Source organism: Fontibacter flavus (genome assembly GCF_042432905.1).
Classification (GTDB): domain Bacteria; phylum Bacteroidota; class Bacteroidia; order Cytophagales; family Cyclobacteriaceae; genus Fontibacter; species Fontibacter flavus.
This window is the reverse complement of record NZ_JBHLWI010000016.1, coordinates 12,452-30,711: the sequence shown is the minus strand read 5'-3', so window position 1 is coordinate 30,711 and position 18,260 is coordinate 12,452. Positions and strand designations below refer to the sequence as shown.

Annotated in this window: 16 protein-coding genes; 11 read left to right on the top strand and 5 right to left on the bottom strand. The window is 40.8% G+C overall.

The window, feature by feature from the left end; all coding sequences use genetic code 11:
- The first annotated feature begins 74 nt into the window (after positions 1-74).
- The 11 genes from ACFFIP_RS07065 (at position 75) to ACFFIP_RS07015 (ending at position 14,269) form a co-directional block, all read left to right on the top strand.
- Positions 75-1,136, top strand: coding sequence for an FAD:protein FMN transferase (locus ACFFIP_RS07065; protein ID WP_382386886.1), 1,062 nt, complete (start codon positions 75-77; stop codon positions 1,134-1,136).
- Between the two features lie 22 nt (positions 1,137-1,158).
- Positions 1,159-1,935: a ZIP family metal transporter gene (locus ACFFIP_RS07060; RefSeq protein ID WP_382386885.1), complete on the top strand. Its 777-nt coding sequence runs from the start codon at positions 1,159-1,161 to the stop codon at positions 1,933-1,935.
- A 135-nt stretch (positions 1,936-2,070) separates the two neighbouring features.
- Positions 2,071-2,493, top strand: coding sequence for an IS1/IS1595 family N-terminal zinc-binding domain-containing protein (locus ACFFIP_RS07055; protein WP_382386883.1), 423 nt, complete (start codon positions 2,071-2,073; stop codon positions 2,491-2,493).
- A gap of 146 nt (positions 2,494-2,639) precedes the next feature.
- A complete protein-coding gene (locus tag ACFFIP_RS07050) occupies positions 2,640-4,082 on the top strand; it encodes a porin (protein WP_382386882.1) in 1,443 nt (480 codons plus the stop codon).
- Positions 4,083-4,101: 19 nt separating this feature from the next.
- On the top strand, positions 4,102-4,365 hold the full coding sequence (locus tag ACFFIP_RS07045; RefSeq protein WP_382386881.1) for a DUF4212 domain-containing protein: 264 nt from the start codon (positions 4,102-4,104) through the stop codon (positions 4,363-4,365).
- A gap of 19 nt (positions 4,366-4,384) precedes the next feature.
- Positions 4,385-6,070, top strand: coding sequence for a sodium:solute symporter family protein (locus ACFFIP_RS07040; RefSeq protein ID WP_382386880.1), 1,686 nt, complete (start codon positions 4,385-4,387; stop codon positions 6,068-6,070).
- Between the two features lie 311 nt (positions 6,071-6,381).
- Positions 6,382-9,123, top strand: a complete 2,742-nt coding sequence (locus ACFFIP_RS07035; protein WP_382386879.1) for an ATP-binding protein — start codon at positions 6,382-6,384, stop codon at positions 9,121-9,123.
- Complete coding sequence (locus ACFFIP_RS07030; RefSeq protein ID WP_382386878.1) at positions 9,116-9,472, top strand: response regulator transcription factor; 357 nt, start codon at positions 9,116-9,118, stop codon at positions 9,470-9,472. Before ACFFIP_RS07035 ends, ACFFIP_RS07030 begins: the two co-directional genes overlap by 8 nt.
- Before the next feature lie 31 nt (positions 9,473-9,503).
- A complete protein-coding gene (gene acs / locus ACFFIP_RS07025) occupies positions 9,504-11,396 on the top strand; it encodes an acetate--CoA ligase (protein WP_382386877.1) in 1,893 nt (630 codons plus the stop codon).
- A 244-nt stretch (positions 11,397-11,640) separates the two neighbouring features.
- A complete protein-coding gene (locus tag ACFFIP_RS07020; protein ID WP_382386876.1) occupies positions 11,641-13,587 on the top strand; it encodes a DUF294 nucleotidyltransferase-like domain-containing protein in 1,947 nt (648 codons plus the stop codon).
- 1 nt (position 13,588) lies between these two features.
- Positions 13,589-14,269: a 3'-5' exonuclease gene (locus ACFFIP_RS07015; RefSeq protein ID WP_382386875.1), complete on the top strand. Its 681-nt coding sequence runs from the start codon at positions 13,589-13,591 to the stop codon at positions 14,267-14,269.
- Here the strand turns inward: ACFFIP_RS07015 and ACFFIP_RS07010 are convergent, their stop codons facing one another.
- From ACFFIP_RS07010 to ACFFIP_RS06990, 5 genes are read right to left on the bottom strand one after another with little or no spacing between them, the layout of a single operon-like run.
- Positions 14,270-14,863, bottom strand: coding sequence for an HD domain-containing protein (locus tag ACFFIP_RS07010; protein ID WP_382386874.1), 594 nt, complete (start codon positions 14,861-14,863; stop codon positions 14,270-14,272).
- A gap of 6 nt (positions 14,864-14,869) precedes the next feature.
- Positions 14,870-15,757, bottom strand: a complete 888-nt coding sequence (locus tag ACFFIP_RS07005; protein ID WP_382386873.1) for a YitT family protein — start codon at positions 15,755-15,757, stop codon at positions 14,870-14,872.
- Positions 15,758-15,804: 47 nt separating this feature from the next.
- Positions 15,805-16,845: a response regulator gene (locus ACFFIP_RS07000; RefSeq protein ID WP_382386872.1), complete on the bottom strand. Its 1,041-nt coding sequence runs from the start codon at positions 16,843-16,845 to the stop codon at positions 15,805-15,807.
- Positions 16,846-16,851: 6 nt separating this feature from the next.
- The gene (locus ACFFIP_RS06995; protein ID WP_382386871.1) at positions 16,852-17,232 is read right to left on the bottom strand and encodes a response regulator; all 381 of its coding nucleotides are present in this window, start codon (positions 17,230-17,232) and stop codon (positions 16,852-16,854) included.
- A gap of 14 nt (positions 17,233-17,246) precedes the next feature.
- On the bottom strand, positions 17,247-18,140 hold the full coding sequence (locus tag ACFFIP_RS06990; RefSeq protein WP_382386870.1) for a sensor histidine kinase: 894 nt from the start codon (positions 18,138-18,140) through the stop codon (positions 17,247-17,249).
- Between the last annotated feature and the right edge of the window lie 120 nt (positions 18,141-18,260).

The window sequence follows — 18,260 nt, the reverse complement described above, 5'->3', positions numbered from 1 at the left end:
AGTTGCATTTTTAAGGCCTGTTTGGAACTTTATTTGGAAAATATGCCTTAACTTTCGGAAAAATTGCAGTTTTCATGCGAAGCAACGCGAATAAAAATATAATTTACTCGATTATCCTTTTGTTATTGGTGGTAATCGTCTACCTGTACAGACAGAATCAACAGGTTCCTGTGGAAGAAATACCTGAGGTCAGTTCGGGAAAAATGGTACTGAGCGGCAACACCATGGGTACCACTTATAGGATTGTGTACCTAGATCCCAATGAGCGTGATTTTCAGCTATCGGTGGATTCTTTGCTGTTGTTATTCAACCAGTCTCTTTCCACTTATATTCCGGATTCTGAAATCAGCCAGTTCAATCAAGGTGACTCTTTGGTGTTCAGCTTACCGTATTTTTATCCTGTCTTGGAATCAAGCCGTCAGATTTACGATTTGACCCAGGGAGCATTCGATCCTACAGTTGGACCTTTGGTCAATTTATGGGGATTTGGCCCGGGAGGTCCACAATTGAAAGACAGCGTGAATATCACTGCTATTCTGCCATTGGTGGGGTACAACCAAATTGAATTCAATGAGCGGGTAGTTAAAAAGCAGCGGTCGGGAATGTATTTGGATTTCAGTGCCATTGCCAAAGGTTATGGAGTAGATGTGGTGGCGCAGTTTCTGCAAAAGAAAGGGATTAAAGATTTGCTGGTGGAAATCGGTGGTGAACTAGTGGCGAGAGGGGTAAATGAAAAAGGAGAATTGTGGAAAGTCGGGGTCAACAAGCCTGAGGAATTAGGCCGATCTGATGAATTGTACAGCATCATTGCTTTGGATAATAAAGGGATGGCTACTTCAGGAAATTACAGAAATTACTACGAAGCTGACGGGATGAAATTTTCCCACACCATAGATCCTTTTACAGGAAGACCGGTCAGACATGGATTATTGAGTGCTACGGTTCTTGCAGAGGATTGTATGACTGCAGATGCCATTGCCACGTCATTGATGGTGATGGGGACCGAAAAGGCCATTGCGCTACAGGAGTCACAAAAAAATTTCGAAATCTTCCTGATTTTCAATGATGAAGAGGGTCAGATGAAGTCTTTTGCCAGTGAGGGCATCAAGCCTTATCTTTCCTTTATTCAAGATTGATCGCATTTAATAACCTACTATAATGGCTTTAAATTTCACCCTTTTGTTTGTGACGGCAATGCTTGCCGGAGGACTGGCTTATTTTATTCCCAGCTGGGAAGAGAAGTATTTCAAGCTGGTCTTGGTATTTGCAGGTTCTTATCTTTTTGCCATTACGGTGCTGCATATATTGCCTGAACTCTTTGTAGAATCAAGCAACCCGACCAGAATGGGGCTTTATATTTTATTGGGATTTTTTATTCAGCAAATTTTGGCACTCCTTTCCACGGGTGTAGAGCATGGACATATCCATCATCCCAGTCACCAACATGCTGCAAATGTAGGTGTGTGGACGATCATGATAGGCCTATTTCTGCATGCCTTCTTGGAAGGTACTTTGTTAGGCAATGAAGGTTCCTTGTTGGCACATGACCATGACCATAGTGGCCATGACCACCATCACCATCATCATAGTGGCGGCAATTTGTTGTTCGGTATCTTGTTGCACAAGGGACCTGAGGCTTTTGCACTGGTGGCAGTCTTGATGAGTGCCATGAAAAAGAGATGGATTTTCCTTCTCTTGATCATTTTTGCCCTGGCATCTCCTCTTGGAATGTTATTGAGTAACTGGATGTATGAAAGCAAGGTCTTAGGGGGTGAATCCTTGAATATCTTTTATGGGATAGTTGCCGGCGGATTTCTCCATATTTCTACCACAATATTTTTTGAGAGTAGTCCAGACCATAGGTTCTACCTGAATAAGGTTTTGGTGAGTATGTTTGCTTTTGGACTTGCCATTTTGCTGGAGATGCTTTTATAGGGTTTTTATACCCTAAATAATCGATTTGACATAGAGAAAATTCTGTTCTTTCTTTTTTGGGTTAAAAGAAAAGTATATATTGCTAATATGTTATACTTTCGCTAAATTGATATATCAAACCCAAAATAAGCAGTTATGGAAAAGCCAATTTGCCCAAAGTGTGAGCATCCCAAAACCGTAAAAAGTGGTGTTATTGGCGGTAGGCAGCGATTTAAGTGTAAAAAGTGCGGTTACCATTTTACAGTCAATAAGCTCGGGAAATCCATTGATAAGTATTATGTTGTAAAGGCTTTGCAACTTTATATCGAAGGAATTTCTTATCGGGAAATCGAAAGAATATTAGGTGTAAGCCATGTTTCTGTCATGAACTGGGTCAAGCAATATAAAATCAAAGCCCCTGAGACTTATGACTATCGGCCGACGTATAAAGTGCTTAATCATACAGAATTAGTCAAATTTATGTCCCAGAAAGAGAACCTGACTGATACCGGTATGCTGATAACAGAGCTGGGAGACAAGTTTATGATCATCAAATGGGAAAGGTTCCGGAATAGATAATTCGGAATATTATTTTGTTTGCTATAATTATTTAACGAAAATATATCTCCGTTTTTTCATTTGCTCTACATATTTTCAATTTAGATTTCACTTGTTGTTCGGGCCCGACTACAAAAGTCAAAAACAACAAACCCAAAGAATAATCAATGAAATCTACACTCGAATGGCTGGGTGGGTTTATTTTATGTTTAACCCTGGTATTACCGGGATTTGGTCAGGATACGCTATCTACATCGATAGCTGCTGACGAAATGTTTGTCGATCATTCTTATAAACCGCTTACGCTAAAATTAACAGATGATGGTTCCAAATACGTCAGGTTTCTGATCTGGAACCAACTTTGGATGCGTGCAACCGAAAACAATCCTGGGACTCTTGGGGTAGACGGTCAGCCCAATAACAATTCGTTCGATATAGGTATTCGAAGAGCAAGGTTTTTGGCCTATGCGCAGATTTCCCCTCGATTCCTCATTCTTTCCCACTGGGGGATCAACAATCAGACCTTCACCAATGGAGGAGTTCCGGGAGGAGGAGCTACCGGTAACCCTGGCAATCTTCCTGTTACAGTGAATCCTGAAACTGGATCCGGTGCAGCCAATGCGATGTCGGCGAAGAAACCCCAGATGTTTTTCCATGACATTTGGACAGAATTTATGCTTACAGAAGAACTGTATATTGGGGCAGGCCTGCATTATTGGAATGGGATTTCCAGGATGAGCAGTCATAGTACACTAAGTTTTATGGCCATCGATGCGCCAATATTCAACTGGCCACTAATTGAACTTACGGATCAATTTGCCAGGCAGTTTGGAATTTATGCCAAAGGACAGATTTCCAATTGGGATTATAGGATTGCTCTGAACAAACCTTTTTCCATTGGTGCAGGAGGGTCATTTGATGTGAATAGACAGCGTCCAATTGCCGCCAATGTGGTGAATGACCAATGGGCCACGCAGGGATATATTGCCTATCAATTTCTTGAAAAGGAAAATAACAAATTACCTTTTTTCACAGGATCCTACTTGGGTACCAAGAAGGTATTCAACATAGGAGGTGGATGGCATCATCATCCAAAAGCCACCATGTCCAAAAATGCGGCCGGTGGCGCTGAGTACCATGACATCAAGTTGTTTGGTTTGGATGCTTTTCTGGATATTCCCCTAAATCCTGAGAAGGGCACAGCCCTCACGACTTATGCGGTTTATTACAATTACGATTTTGGGCCCAACTATATGCGGAATGTAGGCATCATGAATGTTGGTTTTGGTGCAGGAACCACACAAAATGGTCCTGGAAATGCGCAGCCAACAATCGGAACAGGTAGCATTTTCTATTCACAAACAGGCCTTTTATTACCAAAAAATATTCTTGAAGACCATGGCCGATTACAGCCATTTGGTGCGATCACTTACAAGAATTTTGATTATTTTGATAACAGTTCATGGCAATATGATTTGGGCTTCAACTATTACATGAACAGTCACCAAGCTAAAATCACCTTTCAGTATGGCAGTAGACCGCTTTTTGAAAATTTCAAAAGAAGTGGCAATGCAGGAGAGTTCATCATCCAAACCCATATATTCCTATAATCAATAACCCAAAACAACTATGTCAAACAACAAACTCAAAATGAAGGCATACTGGAAAAAGAACCTCAAGACGCTTCTTATCCTTTTACTAGTGTGGTTTACCGTTTCTTTTGGATTCGGCATCATCCTCGTAGAGCCGCTCAATGCCATCAAATTTGGTGGATTCAAACTCGGATTTTGGTTTGCCCAGCAAGGCTCCATCTACACATTTGTGGTGTTGATATTCGTGTATGTCTACCGAATGAATCAACTGGACAAGGAATTTGATGTAAACGAAGAATAACGCCTAATCTCAATCAATCATGGATATTTTAACCTGGACATATATACTTGTGGGCGCATCATTTGCCCTCTATATCGGCATCGCAATCTATACGCGTGCTGGATCTACCAAAGAATTTTATACTGCAGGTGGTGGTGTTTCCCCTCTTGCTAATGGCATGGCCACTGCTGCTGACTGGATGTCTGCCGCTTCATTTATTTCGATGGCCGGGATCATTGCCTTTTCTGGCTATGATGGCTCTGTTTACCTCATGGGTTGGACCGGAGGCTATGTGCTTTTGGCTTTGCTTTTAGCCCCTTACTTAAGGAAGTTTGGAAAGTTTACCGTTCCGGATTTTGTTGGGGACAGGTATTATTCCAACAAAGCCCGTGTAGTGGCGGTAATCTGTGCACTCTTTATCTCCTTTACTTATGTAGCTGGTCAGATGAGAGGTGTTGGAATTGTATTTTCAAGATACCTTGAGGTTGATATTAATACGGGTGTAGTCATAGGGATGTGTATTGTGTTTTTCTATGCCGTTTTAGGTGGCATGAAAGGAATAACCTATACTCAGGTGGCCCAGTACTGCGTCTTGATTTTTGCCTACATGGTTCCGGCTATATTCGTTTCCATGCAATTGACCGGTAATCCAATACCGCAATTGGGTCTTGGGGATACTGTGGCAGATGGCACACATTTGTTGGAAAAGTTGGATGGCGTGTTGTCAGAGTTGGGATTTGCAGAATACACTTCAGGTCGTAAAGGCATGGCTGATGTCTTTGCCATTACCCTAGCGCTGATGGTAGGTACAGCGGGCTTACCCCATGTGATTGTGAGATTTTTCACAGTTCCAAGGGTAAAGGATGCCCGTTTGTCAGCTGGATATGCCCTTATATTTATTGCTATTCTCTATACTACTGCCCCTGCAGTTGCGGCTTTTGGAATCTACAATGCCATAGAAACTGTGGCGGACAAACCAGCGGACAATCTTCCTGATTGGGTAGGCAACTGGCAGAAGACTAATCTGATTACGATTGATGATAAAAACGGTGATGGAATCGTTCAGTACACTCCTGCAGCAGCTACCAACGAAATGAACATTGATAAGGATATTATGGTGTTGGCAAGTCCTGAAATTGCCAATTTACCTAATTGGGTAGTGGGTTTGGTAGCAGCAGGTGGTATGGCTGCAGCACTTTCTACAGCAGCAGGTCTTTTATTGGTAATTTCTACTTCTGTTTCTAGGGATCTTTTCAGAACCTTTAAACCAGACATGACGGAGAAGAAAGAATTGATGATTGCCAGGATTTCAGCAGCAGGTGCTGTTGTGCTTGCCGGTTATTTTGGTGTAAACCCTCCAGGATTCGTAGCGGAAGTTGTAGCTTTTGCCTTTGGTTTGGCGGCAGCTTCCTTTTTTCCAGTGATTATTATGGGAATTTTCTCCAGTAGGATCAACAAAGAAGGAGCTATTGCAGGTATGATATCAGGGTTGGTATTTACAATGGGCTATATTGTCTACTTTAAGTTCCTACATCCTGAGCTTAATAATATGGAACATTGGTGGTTTGGCATTTCTCCTGAAGGAGTTGGTTCTCTAGGAATGTTGGTCAACTTCGTGGTATGTTATGTAGTATCGAAAGCCACTCCTGCACCACCTCAGGAAGTACAGGATATGATTCAGGAAATCAGGATCCCAAGAGGTGCAGGAAAAGCACATGATCATTGATCTAAGATATATTGTAAAGTAAAAGGGGGCTCCGTCAATGTAATTGTCGGTGTTTCCCTTTTTTCACATGCGCAAATGGGTTAATTTAAAATAGCGAAGTACAGTAGTCATGAAAGATTTACTCAAGTCACAGTATTTATGGGGGTTGTTTTTCCTCGGATTATTCCTGGTCAATTATCCTGTATTGAATATTTATAATATTCCGGAAACATGGGGCGGCATACCAGTATTGTACATTTTTATTTTTTCTTTTTGGTCGCTCATTATTGTGCTGACTTATTTAGTGATCAAGAAAACGGTTCAAAAGAACAATGTTAAGTAATGGATTGATCATATCGTTTACCTTTGGCTATTTGGCACTATTGTTTGCCATAGCCTATTATTCGGAAAAATCAGCCGAAAAAGGGAAGCGATTTGCCTCAAATCCATATGTGTATGCGCTCTCTTTAGCAGTGTATTGTACTGCTTGGACCTATTATGGTTCAGTGGGAAGGGCTGCCACAAACGGTCTGGAGTTTTTGGCCATCTACATTGGACCAAGTTTGATCGCTCCACTATGGTGGATCGTGATGAGGAAAATTATCCGGATCAGCAAGGTTCAGCGGATTTCTTCCATTGCAGATTTTATATCCAGCAGGTATGGAAAAAACATTACTTTAGGAGGTTTAGTGACAATCTTTTGCCTATTGGGGATACTTCCTTATACCTCCATTCAGATCAAAGCTATTGCTACTTCTTTTGATATTTTACAATATTCCGAATCCACCTTAGAACTTTACCAGTTACCGTTCTATCAAGATACCGCATTTTATTTGTCCCTTGGACTTGCCCTTTTTACAGTCTTGTTTGGAACAAGAGATGTAGAAGCTACGGCCCAACATGAAGGGATGGTAATGGCTGTAGCTTTTGAGTCTGTTTTCAAGCTGGTAGCTTTTCTGGTAGTTGGGGTTTTTGTCACCTATTTTATTTTCGATGGCTTCAAAGATATTTTCGATCAGGCAGCACTTAGAGGCTTTGACCATTTGTTTATGCTTCAAGGTGAAAATGGCGTTTCGGAGTGGTTCTGGCTGAGTGTTTTGTCCATGATGGCCATTTTGTTTTTGCCAAGGCAATTTCAAATGGGTGTTATTGAGAACTCAGACGAAAATCATTTGGATAAGGCCATGTGGCTTTTCCCCTTGTACTTATTGTTGATCAATGTATTTGTACTTCCTATAGCGTTGGGAGGAATGGTACATTTTGCCGGAGAGGCTATTGATGCAGATACTTATGTGCTTGCTTTACCTATCACTTATAATCAGGGATGGCTTGCCTTATTGGTTTACTTGGGAGGTTTTTCTGCAGCGACGAGTATGATTATTGTCTCTACCATTGCGCTGAGCAATATGGTCAGCAATAACCTCGTTATGCCACTAATTTTGGTCAACAGTAAGGTTAAGGTTAAATACCAGCACAGACTTGGCTCGATTGTCCTTTGGATCAGAAGGACCACCATTTTTCTCATTATACTTTTGGCCTATTTGTATTATAAAGAAATATCTACGCAGTTTTCATTGGTGTCGATAGGTCTGATTTCATTTGTGGCAATAGCCCAGTTTTCTCCAGCGATCATTGGAGGGATATTTTGGAAGAGGGGGGCAAGGCTTGGTGCTTTGGTTGGAATCATTACGGGATTTGTCATTTGGTTTTACACTTTGGTGGTACCGACAATAGTGACCGCTGGTTTCTTGCCTGAAAGCCTGATGACAGAAGGGCTTTTTGGAATACATGCACTTCGTCCCTATCATTTATTTGGCATGACCGATATGAGTTATGTTACCCATAGCCTCTTTTTTAGTCTTTCAATTAACTTGATTCTTTATATTACGATTTCACTTTTTTCTTCCCAGACATCCAAAGAACATAATCAGGCTGTGGTATTTGTGGATATTTTTAAATACAGCACTACTTTGGATAGCTCGATAATCTGGAAAGGACAGGCCTATCTACCTGATCTGAAAGCCTTGCTTTTTAATTTTTTGGGTGAGCAAAAGACAGAAGAGTCGCTTCTTGAATATGGTAGGCTTACAGGTAAACCAATTGATAACCAGAATTTTGCCGACCCTGAACTGGTGAATTTTTCAGAAAGGGTCCTTTCGGGTATCATCGGGTCAGCATCTGCCAGGATCATGGTAGGTTCGGTGGTGAAAGAAGAGGAAATCAGCATGGAAGAAGTTTTGGGGATTTTAAGAGAAACCCAGGAGCTTAAATCGCTGAATCTTCAGCTTAAGCAAAAGAGCAAAGAGCTTGGGAAAGCTTCTGAAAAGCTTCAAAAAATGAATGAAACGCTTAGGTTGAACGATATGCTCAAGGATGAATTTATTTCAACGGTGACCCATGAGATGAAAACGCCTATTACTTCTATCAGGGCATTTTCAGAAATTTTGATGGATGAAGACCTGCCCGAGGAAGACAGGAGGAGATTTCTGGATATCATCATTCAGGAAACCAATAGGATGACCAGATTGATAGACCAGGTTTTAGATCTGGAAAGATTCGATTCGGGAAGGCAGCAATTGAATTTGGAAAAGACAGACCTGAGGATTTTAGTCCTTGAGGCAACAGAAAGTATGATCCAGGTATTTAAAGAAAAAGGTCTTCAATTTAGCATGAGCTTGGATTTCGATGAATTGCCTCTTTTTGTGGATGAAGATAGGATCAAGCAAGTGATTCTGAACCTTTTGTCCAATGCTTCCAAATTTGCAAAAAGCCGGATTATTTTACATGGAGTAATTGTGGGCGATACCTTTAGCATACAAGTGAAAGATGATGGGAAGGGAGTTCCCGAAGAAGAAGTGCCTTTTATCTTTGATAAGTTCTTTCAGGTAAAAAACCAGACCAGTAAAAAGCCTATTGGAAGTGGTCTAGGGTTGGCCATTTCAAAAAAAATAGTAGAATATCACAGGGGTACTATTTCAGTGTTCAGGCAAGGAGTCTTCACCTGCTTTGAATTCACCTTACCGATACAGGATTTGACAAGAAAACAAACAGCATACCAGATAACAAATGAGTAATATATTAATAGTAGACGACGAACCCAATATCCTTCTTTCCCTGGAATTTCTTTTCAAAAAAGAGGGCTATAAGGTTTTTATTGCAAGGGATGGAGAAGAAGCCATGACACTGATTCAGGAATCTGTTCCAGAGTTGGTCATCTTGGACATCATGATGCCTAAGGTGGATGGTTATGAGGTCTGTAAATACCTCAAACAGCGCCATAAGGGAGTGAAAGTAATTTTCCTGACCGCAAAAAGTAAAACGCAGGAAATACAAAAAGGGCTGGATCTTGGAGCCGATTTATATCTGACCAAGCCCTTTTCAACGAAAGAACTGGTTTCAAAAGTCAAATCATTAATGAGTTAATCAATTTACAATAACCTATAAAAATTACGATATGAGTGATAGAATACATACCCTGAGCGGGTATTTTTACGAATACCAGAAGTCTGTTACAGAGCCTGAAAATTTCTGGGCAAGAATAGCTGATTCATTCCATTGGAAAAAAAGATGGGATAAGGTATTGAAATGGGATTTTGAGGGTCCCAATGTACAGTGGTTTGTGAATGGTAAACTGAACATCACAGAGAACATCTTTGAAAAAAACTTATTTGCTTATGGTGACAGGACAGCGATAATTTGGGAATCTAACGACCCCAATGAAGAAGGTAGAAAAATAAGCTATAGAGAATTGTACCATATGGTATGTCAGTTTTCCAATGCCTTAAAAGCAAAAGGTATTCAGAAAGGAGACCGTGTGATTATCTATATGCCGATGATACCGGAGGCAGCTGTGGCAATGTTGGCATGTGCAAGAATTGGTGCAATTCATTCTGTAGTCTTTGCAGGGTTTAGTTCGACAGCTTTGGCAGATAGGATCAATGACTGTGAGGCAAAAGCCATTTTGACTTCTGATGGGAACTTCCGTGGCAATAAAAAAATCGATGTCAAGTCGGTAGTAGATGAGGCCTTGGAAAAGTCATCTGTAGAGACTGTGATTGTCTGCAAGCGTACTGGTCAGGAAGTGATGATGGAAGATGGCAGGGATTTTTGGTGGCATGATGTCATTGAAGGTAAGGATGATATGAATGTCGCCACAGAAGTGGACAGTGAGGATCCATTGTTTATACTTTACACTTCAGGTTCTACAGGAAAGCCAAAAGGGGTGGTGCATACCACTGCCGGTTACATGGTCTATACCAAATACTCATTTGAAAATGTATTTCAATATTCGCCTGGAGACATCTATTGGTGTACAGCGGATATTGGTTGGATCACAGGCCATTCCTATATCGTTTATGGACCTTTGTTGGCTGGAGCGACTACCCTGATGTTTGAAGGGGTTCCAACTTATCCGGATCCGAGCAGGTTCTGGCAGATTATTGAAAAATACAAAGTTAACCAATTCTATACAGCGCCGACCGCCATCCGGGCTTTGATGAGTTATGGTACAGATCCCATTGACCCTTACAACCTAGATTCGTTGAAGGTATTGGGTTCCGTGGGTGAACCGATCAATGAAGAGGCCTGGAGATGGTATTATACCCATATTGGTCAATCAAGATGCCCTATTGTGGATACATGGTGGCAGACGGAGACAGGTGGGATTCTGGTTTCTCCGATTGCCGGGATTACGCCAACCAAACCAGCTTTTGCTACTTTGCCGCTTCCTGGGATTCAGTTGGCTATTGTAGACCCTGATGGGAATGAGCTGACGGGCAACTCTGTAGAGGGTAACTTATGTGTGCGTTTCCCTTGGCCATCTATGATAAGGACTACCTGGGGGGATCATGATAGGTGCAAGCAAACCTATTTTTCCACTTACAAGGGAATGTACTTCACTGGGGACGGCGTAAAGCGCGACCATGATGGATATTACAGAATTTTGGGCCGTGTGGATGATGTAATTAATGTGTCCGGGCATAGAATGGGTACAGCTGAGGTAGAAAATGCCATCAATGAACATCCGTTAGTCATCGAATCAGCGGTAGTAGGTTATCCTCATGATGTCAAAGGACAGGGAATTTATGCCTATGTTATCTGTGATATGTCACATAGGACAGAAGAGAACCTGGTAAATGAAATAAAAGATACGGTATCCAAGATTATTGGTCCGATAGCCAAACCGGACAAAATTCAAATTGTGCCTGGATTACCTAAAACAAGATCTGGTAAAATCATGCGTAGAATACTCAGAAAAGTGGCTGAAGGCAGCACCGATAACATGGGAGATACTTCTACCTTATTGGATCCTGAAGTGGTCAATCAAATCATTGCAGGTCGTAAGTAAATCGAAAGGGGATGGGGAGTTAAGATTTCCCATCCTTTTCTAAAAACCACCAATGGTAGAAATGTACGTCTCGCTGACGAAGGAAGAGTCTCATAAAAAAGAGGTGAAGCTTCACTACGTTCAGAATGATGCGTAATATTGTCATTATCCTTTCTGTACTTTCCCTATATGTTAAATTCTCATGATGATGCGGCAAACTAGATATCATTCCTATTCTGTACCTGCCAAATGTTAAAATCTCAGTATGGCAAATGTAATCGTCAATAGGGTCAAAGAGTTTCTAAAACGCTACCCTCCATTCACTTTTCTCAGTGAAGACTCACTTGAATCGGTGGCCAGGGAGGTGGAGGTTAGGTTTTATGGTCCTAGGGAATATCTTTTTGGGCAGGGTGATCCTGCCCAAAATTTCTTCTTTGTCCTGAAGGAAGGTTCCGTGCAGCTTACTGAGCATAAAGAAGGTCAGGAAAAAGTTGTAGAAGTTTGTGATGAAGGGGATGTTTTCGGAGTATTGGCCCTTTTAGGCAAGCGCCCCTATATTCTCAGCGCACAGGCCAGAGAGGAAACGCTCATTTATGCTATCCCGGTGTCGATTTTTGAAAAAATCCTGAATGAAAACAGCAGGGTAGGCCTGTATTTTGCTGCTGGATTTGCTTCAGGTCAAGTGGTCGTCAGGACAGACCTTTCCCAATCCCAAAAAGCCCGCTCAGTATTTAAGGATGTTTCCCAGGATAATGGATTGTTGATGTTTTCAGGTCAATCCAACATCAACTATTCTTCGGATGTGCTGACCTGTCTGGAAGGCACGCCCATCAAAGAGGCCGTCAGGCAAATGGCCGCAATAGGAGTAGGTTCAATAGTGGTGGTGAACGCCAAGTCACATCCTGTAGGAATCATTACAGATAAGGATATCAGAAACAGGTTGGTTGCTCAGCAAAAAAGCTATGATACACCTGTGGACGAACTGATGACCTCTCCTGTGATGACTAAAAGTAAGGAAGCCAACTTTTCAGATTTATACCTTACTATGATCAAAAACAGGCTACATCATCTGATATTTACAGAGGACGGTTCTGTAGATAGTCCTGTTACTGGTATTCTTTCTGATCATGATATTTTGCTTTCACAAGGAAGCAGTCCTGCGGTGCTGATCAATGCGCTGCTGAACACCTGGGATGTCAAAGAGATGGCCAAAGTCCGGGATCAGGCGGAGAGATTGTTGAGGTATTATTTGGAAAATGAGGTTGCCATTGATTTTGTGGCCAATATCATTACTGAAATCAATGATATTATCATTAAGAGGGCGGTAGATTTGGCAAAAACAAAGCACGATCAGGATCATCCGGAGGCTTCTAAAGTCAGGTTTTGTTTTCTCTCTTTAGGAAGTGAAGGGAGAGAGGAGCAGCTCTTAAGGACAGATTTGGACAACGCCATTGTTTTTGAGGATGTCCCTAAAGAAAAGCTAAAAGCAACCAAGAAGTATATGCTGCTGATAGCCCAAGAAGTCATTGAAACGCTCTTATCCTGTGGTTTTCAGCCCTGTCCTGCTGACATGATGGCCAATAATCCCAAATATTGTCAGCCTATGTCTGATTGGAAAAAACAGTTTTCAAGTTGGATCCACAGTCCCAATCAGCAGGCCCTGATGAATGCCACCATATTTTTTGATTATAGGCCGATTGTTGGTTACAAAGCTCTTGCGGAAGAACTGACAGAGCATATCTACAATGAAATTGGAGGAAAAACCATTTTCTTAAATTTTCTAGCTAAGAACGCCCTGCTTAACCCGCCTCCCTTGGGCTTTTTCAGGAATTTTATAGTGGAGAAATCAGGAGAGCAAAAAGATAAATTTGACATCAAACTCAGGGCGATGATGCCTTTGGCAGACATTGCCAGACTATTAGTGTTGAGCCATCAGGTTGTAGGGATCAACAACACCTTCAAAAGGTTTGAAAAGCTGGCAGAATTGGAACCCAACTATTCTGAATTAATGCTGGAGGCAGGAAAAGCTTATGAGATTCTAATGAGGATGCGGGCGATTGAAGGATTGAATTCGGGGAGTTCAGGAAGGTATATTCAGCCCGAAAAGCTGGGCAAATTACAGCGTCAGTTATTGAAAAATGCCTTTGCTCCAATTGACGAATTGCAGAAAATCATCCGCGTGAGGTTTCAGTTAGACTATTTTGGAAGCTGATATGGGGATATTAGATTTTTTATGGGGTAAAAAGGTTCCGAAAAGCAATTTTGTAGAGGAGTATGAAGGGTTATTTGAAAAAAAGATCCCTGCTATTAGACCCATTGATCAACTCACGTTCGTGGTTTTGGATACTGAGACTACAGGTCTTAATCCCAAGAAAGATGCTATTGTTTCATTTGGCGGCATCAAAGTTAAGGGCTATTCCATGCAGATTCAAAGTGCTAAGGAGATGTATTTGGAGGTTCAGGTAAAAAATAATGACGCGGTCAAGGTTCATGAAATCATTCAAGCCAATGAAATCATACCAAAGGAAGATTTTGCCAAAGAATTGCTGGCATTTGTTGGTGCAGATATCATTGTGGGCCAGCATATAGGTTTTGATATGCTAATGTTGGAAAAGGAACTACAAGCTTATGGTTTAAAAAAACTTTTGAATCCAGTTGTGGATACTCAATATTTGGCTATCCGCTTAGAGAAAGGACCTCATTATGATGCATCAATGGGAAAGCCAGGAGAGTTTGGTTTGGATAGTCTGTGTGAGCGTTATGGAATACCTTTGGATGACAGACATACGGCTGCGGGGGATGCATTTTTGACGGCACAGCTGCTGATGAAGCTGCTCAAGCTTGCTGAGCAGAAAGGTATTAAGGATTTTGGTGCATTGACCAGATCTTTTTGATTATTTATATTCTTTTTCAAACAGGTGAATCAATTTTTCTAAATGCTGTTGTTTTACAGGTTCTCTGTGGTTGATACAAAAGTCAGTATGGAAATGATGTTTGCTCAAAAAGTCGATTTGGATCTCAATCCAATATTGTCTGGTTAAAGTAGGATTAAAATGTAAAATTTCCTGGTATAGCCCATTGCTTATTGTAGTATAAGAGTCCGTTCCCAAATATTCCAAATCAGCATCAGCGATAATTTTTTCCAATAAATTGGTTGGTCTCTGGGGGATTTTGGTTGCCATAATCATCCCACAGATTTTTTTTATTTCAAAATTATTAATTCCATATTTTCCCAAATTATTTCTTACCATTTCGCAGCCAATCTCTTCATGGTTGCTACTTTTTTCGATGTACCCTATATCATGGAAGAGTGCGGCAATTTCCAAAAGTTCCAGTTCTGAGTCAGATACGTTTTCTTCTTTGCCGATTGCCCTGGCTTTTTCTATCACATACTTGGTATGGGCCGCATTATGATAGGTGAGGTGTGGAGGAAGATTATGCACAAGTTTCGGCATAAAATCTCTATAAATGTGATCTAATTTCCTCATATAAAGCTATTGGTATCCGATTTTCTTTTTTATCACGCCCCCATTCACTTCCTTGATGCTGTGTACATAAAAAAAAGCTTTTGGGTCAATTTCACTCACAGCTTCCTTAATTCTATGTATCTCTAATCTTGTCACAATAGTCATGATGATGTCACAATCATTTTTGACATCAAAACTTTCCGGCAGGTAACCCCGCTCTCCTTTGTATACTGAAATGGCTTTGTTAAAATCTTTAACGATCAACTGCTTGACCAAATCATAGTCTTTGGAGACAATGGTCAGTGCTGTATATTCTTCAAATCCATCTACAACATAATCAGAGGTTTTCATGGCCGTATAATAAACCAAGATGGAGTACATGCCCGTTTCGATTCCGAAACTATATGCAGCACCCAATATGATTAGGGTATTCAATGCTAAAATGATTTCTCCTGAGGTAAACCCGGATTTTTTTTGGGTGTAGTAGCCTATGACCTCTAATCCATCAATGACTCCACCGCCTCTTATAACAAAACCTATACCTAATCCAACAAAGAACCCCCCAAATACAGCAATCAACACTTTGTCAGTGGTAAAGATTGGGATTTCTATAAAGTACATTCCCAAAGCGAGCAGCAGGACGGCAATTGTCGCTTTTACTCCGAAAGTCTGACCTATTTTCTTGTATCCAATCACAAGAAAGGGAATATTGAAGGCCACCAGCAGAATGCTGATGTGGATATCTGAAAATCCTGTGACTAAGATTGAAATGCCGGTAACGCCTCCATCCAGAAAATTATTAGGCACCATAAATCCCTGTAAGCCAAAGACTGCGAATAAGATGCCTATGATGATGTAGAAATTGGATTTTAAAGAAAAAACTGATTTCCAATTGATTTTTTTTGATGGGGTCATGTAAGAATAGGTATCAATGTTACTGGTTAAGACATATTTTGGTAAGCTTACTCCAATACTTCGTAGGCACGCAGGGGTAAATGTTTGTTTTTCAACTCCAATAATCCCACTTCTTTACACTTGAATGATTCCTTCACCAGTTCATAACATTTTTCAGAAATCAGGATTTGGTTTTTTCCGGCAGCAGCTTGAAGTCTTGCCGCTATATTAACGGTATCACCTATCACGGTATAATCCAGTCTTTTCAATGTAGATGAACCGATATTTCCGCAGACCATATCACCTGTATTGAGTCCAATAGAGACATCGGGTTTATATCCGCCTGCATCTAGCCCAATATCTGCTTCGTGGATTTTTTGTCTTATTGAAAGACAGGTTTCAATGGCCCTGTCCAAATGGAAGTCTCCCTTAAAAGTGGCCATCACAGCATCTCCCATAAATTTGTCCACCACTCCCCTTTCCTCTATGATTTCTTTGACCATAATGTCAAAGTAGGCATTCAAGAGGTTTACCACTTTGTCAGCGGGTTCATTTTCTGAAATGGCCGTAAACCCACAAATGTCGACAAAGACCACGGTGCCTTCTATGATTTCATTATGTGCAAAAGCATTTTCGATTTCTTTGCCGCCCATGAAATTCAGGACTGTTTCATCTACGTACATTTTCAGGATATTATTTTCCTTAACTGCCTGGAAGGTCTTTCTGATGGATTGGACATGTTTTAAGGTCCTGTCTATGGTAATTTCGAGGTCAGCAAAATTCACCGGCTTGGTAACAAAGTCAAAAGCACCCCTGTTCATGGCAGTCCGGATATTGTCCATATCTCCGTAAGCCGATACTATGATTGATTTGAGCAGTAAATTTTGCTCACTCAGTTTGGAAAGTAAAGTCAGACCATCCATTTCAGGCATATTGATATCACTAAGAACCACATCCACATCCTTGTTGGCCTCCAGTTGTTTCAATGCCTCTACGCCATTATGGGCGAAGAGGAACTCATACTCATGTTGCCTGATCTTTTGCCTGAATTTTTGTTTGATCAGAACTTCTAGATCTTCTTCATCGTCAACGACTAAAATCTTTGCCATTACTATCTATATTTTATCCTTCAGTTGGGCAATTTCATTTTTCAAGTTTTCAAAATCTATTGGTTTAGTGAAAAAACCCTTAGCTCCTGAATTGATCGCTTTGTTGTAATTGTCTGAATCGCCGTAGGCAGAAATCATACTCACATTGATGTTGGGATACTTAGATTTAATTTTTCCCAGCAATTCAAGACCCGTCATGCCAGGCATATTGATGTCGGAGAATACATACACAAATTTTGGAGGATTTTCACTTCCCAGAATGGACAAGGCTTCCTCCCCTGAAAAAGCAAATTCTAAATCCAATTCATTATTCCGGATCTCTTTTCGGAATTTTTGACGGAAAAGCATTTCCACATCTTTTTCATCATCTACAATTAGGATTCTCATAAGTGTTTAAAAGTTTATTTGTTGGGTATTTTAATTATGAATTTTGTGAAATGGCCTTCTTTGGACTCAATTTTCAGGGAACCTTGATGCGCTTTGATAATGTCTGAAGTAATACTCAATCCTAGTCCAGTTCCTTGTGTCCCCTTTTTGGTAGTAAAGAAAGGCTGTAATATTTTGTCCTGAATATCCGATGGGATGCCAGGTCCATTGTCTTCTACTACGATGTGTACCCATTGGCCCTCAATTCTGGATTGCACTGTTAAAGTTGCAGGCCTGATGGGATTTTCTTTGTCATGGTTTTCAGTAGCCATTCCGCGCATAGCATCAAAAGCATTGTTACAAAGGTTTAAGATTACACGGCTGAAATCCTCAGGATTTAAGGGTATTGGCTTGATGTTTTCATCCAGCTTTAGCTCTATTTTGACATTGATGGGCTCTTTTCCTGCCCGCATGCCATGAAAGGCCAAGTTGACATATTCTTTGATCAGCTGATTGATATCTGTGGGTTCAAAGGTGCCATTGCTTCCCCTGGCATGGAGCAGCATAGAGGTGACAATTCTATTGATGCGGATACCGTGTTGCTTTATTTTATCCAAATTTGATTTAACATCCCCAAGAATTGATTTGATTTCTTCGGTTGCTTCATTCTGATTTACTTTTTCAAGATTTTCATCTATTTCACTCAAAAATTCAATACTCAGCTCAGAAAAGTTGTTGATGAAGTTCAATGGGTTTTTGATTTCATGGGCAATGCCAGCAGATAAAAGGCCTAAAGTGGCAAGTTTCTCATTTCTGATGACTTGCTCCTTTATGTTTTGAAGATCTTTTTGTGACTGTTCGAGCAAGGAAGATTTTTCCTTCAAGAGTTGCCTCAGCTCGACAATTGTTTGCTCTAAATCTTCTTTCATGACTTATTCCATTTCAATCTTAATCAGGTCTCTTTGATTGAGGCATTTAAAAATCCATTGCCTAATATTTTTTTAAATTCTGCTTTTGAAGCCAAACAAAATAAGCTTCATAGGCGAAAT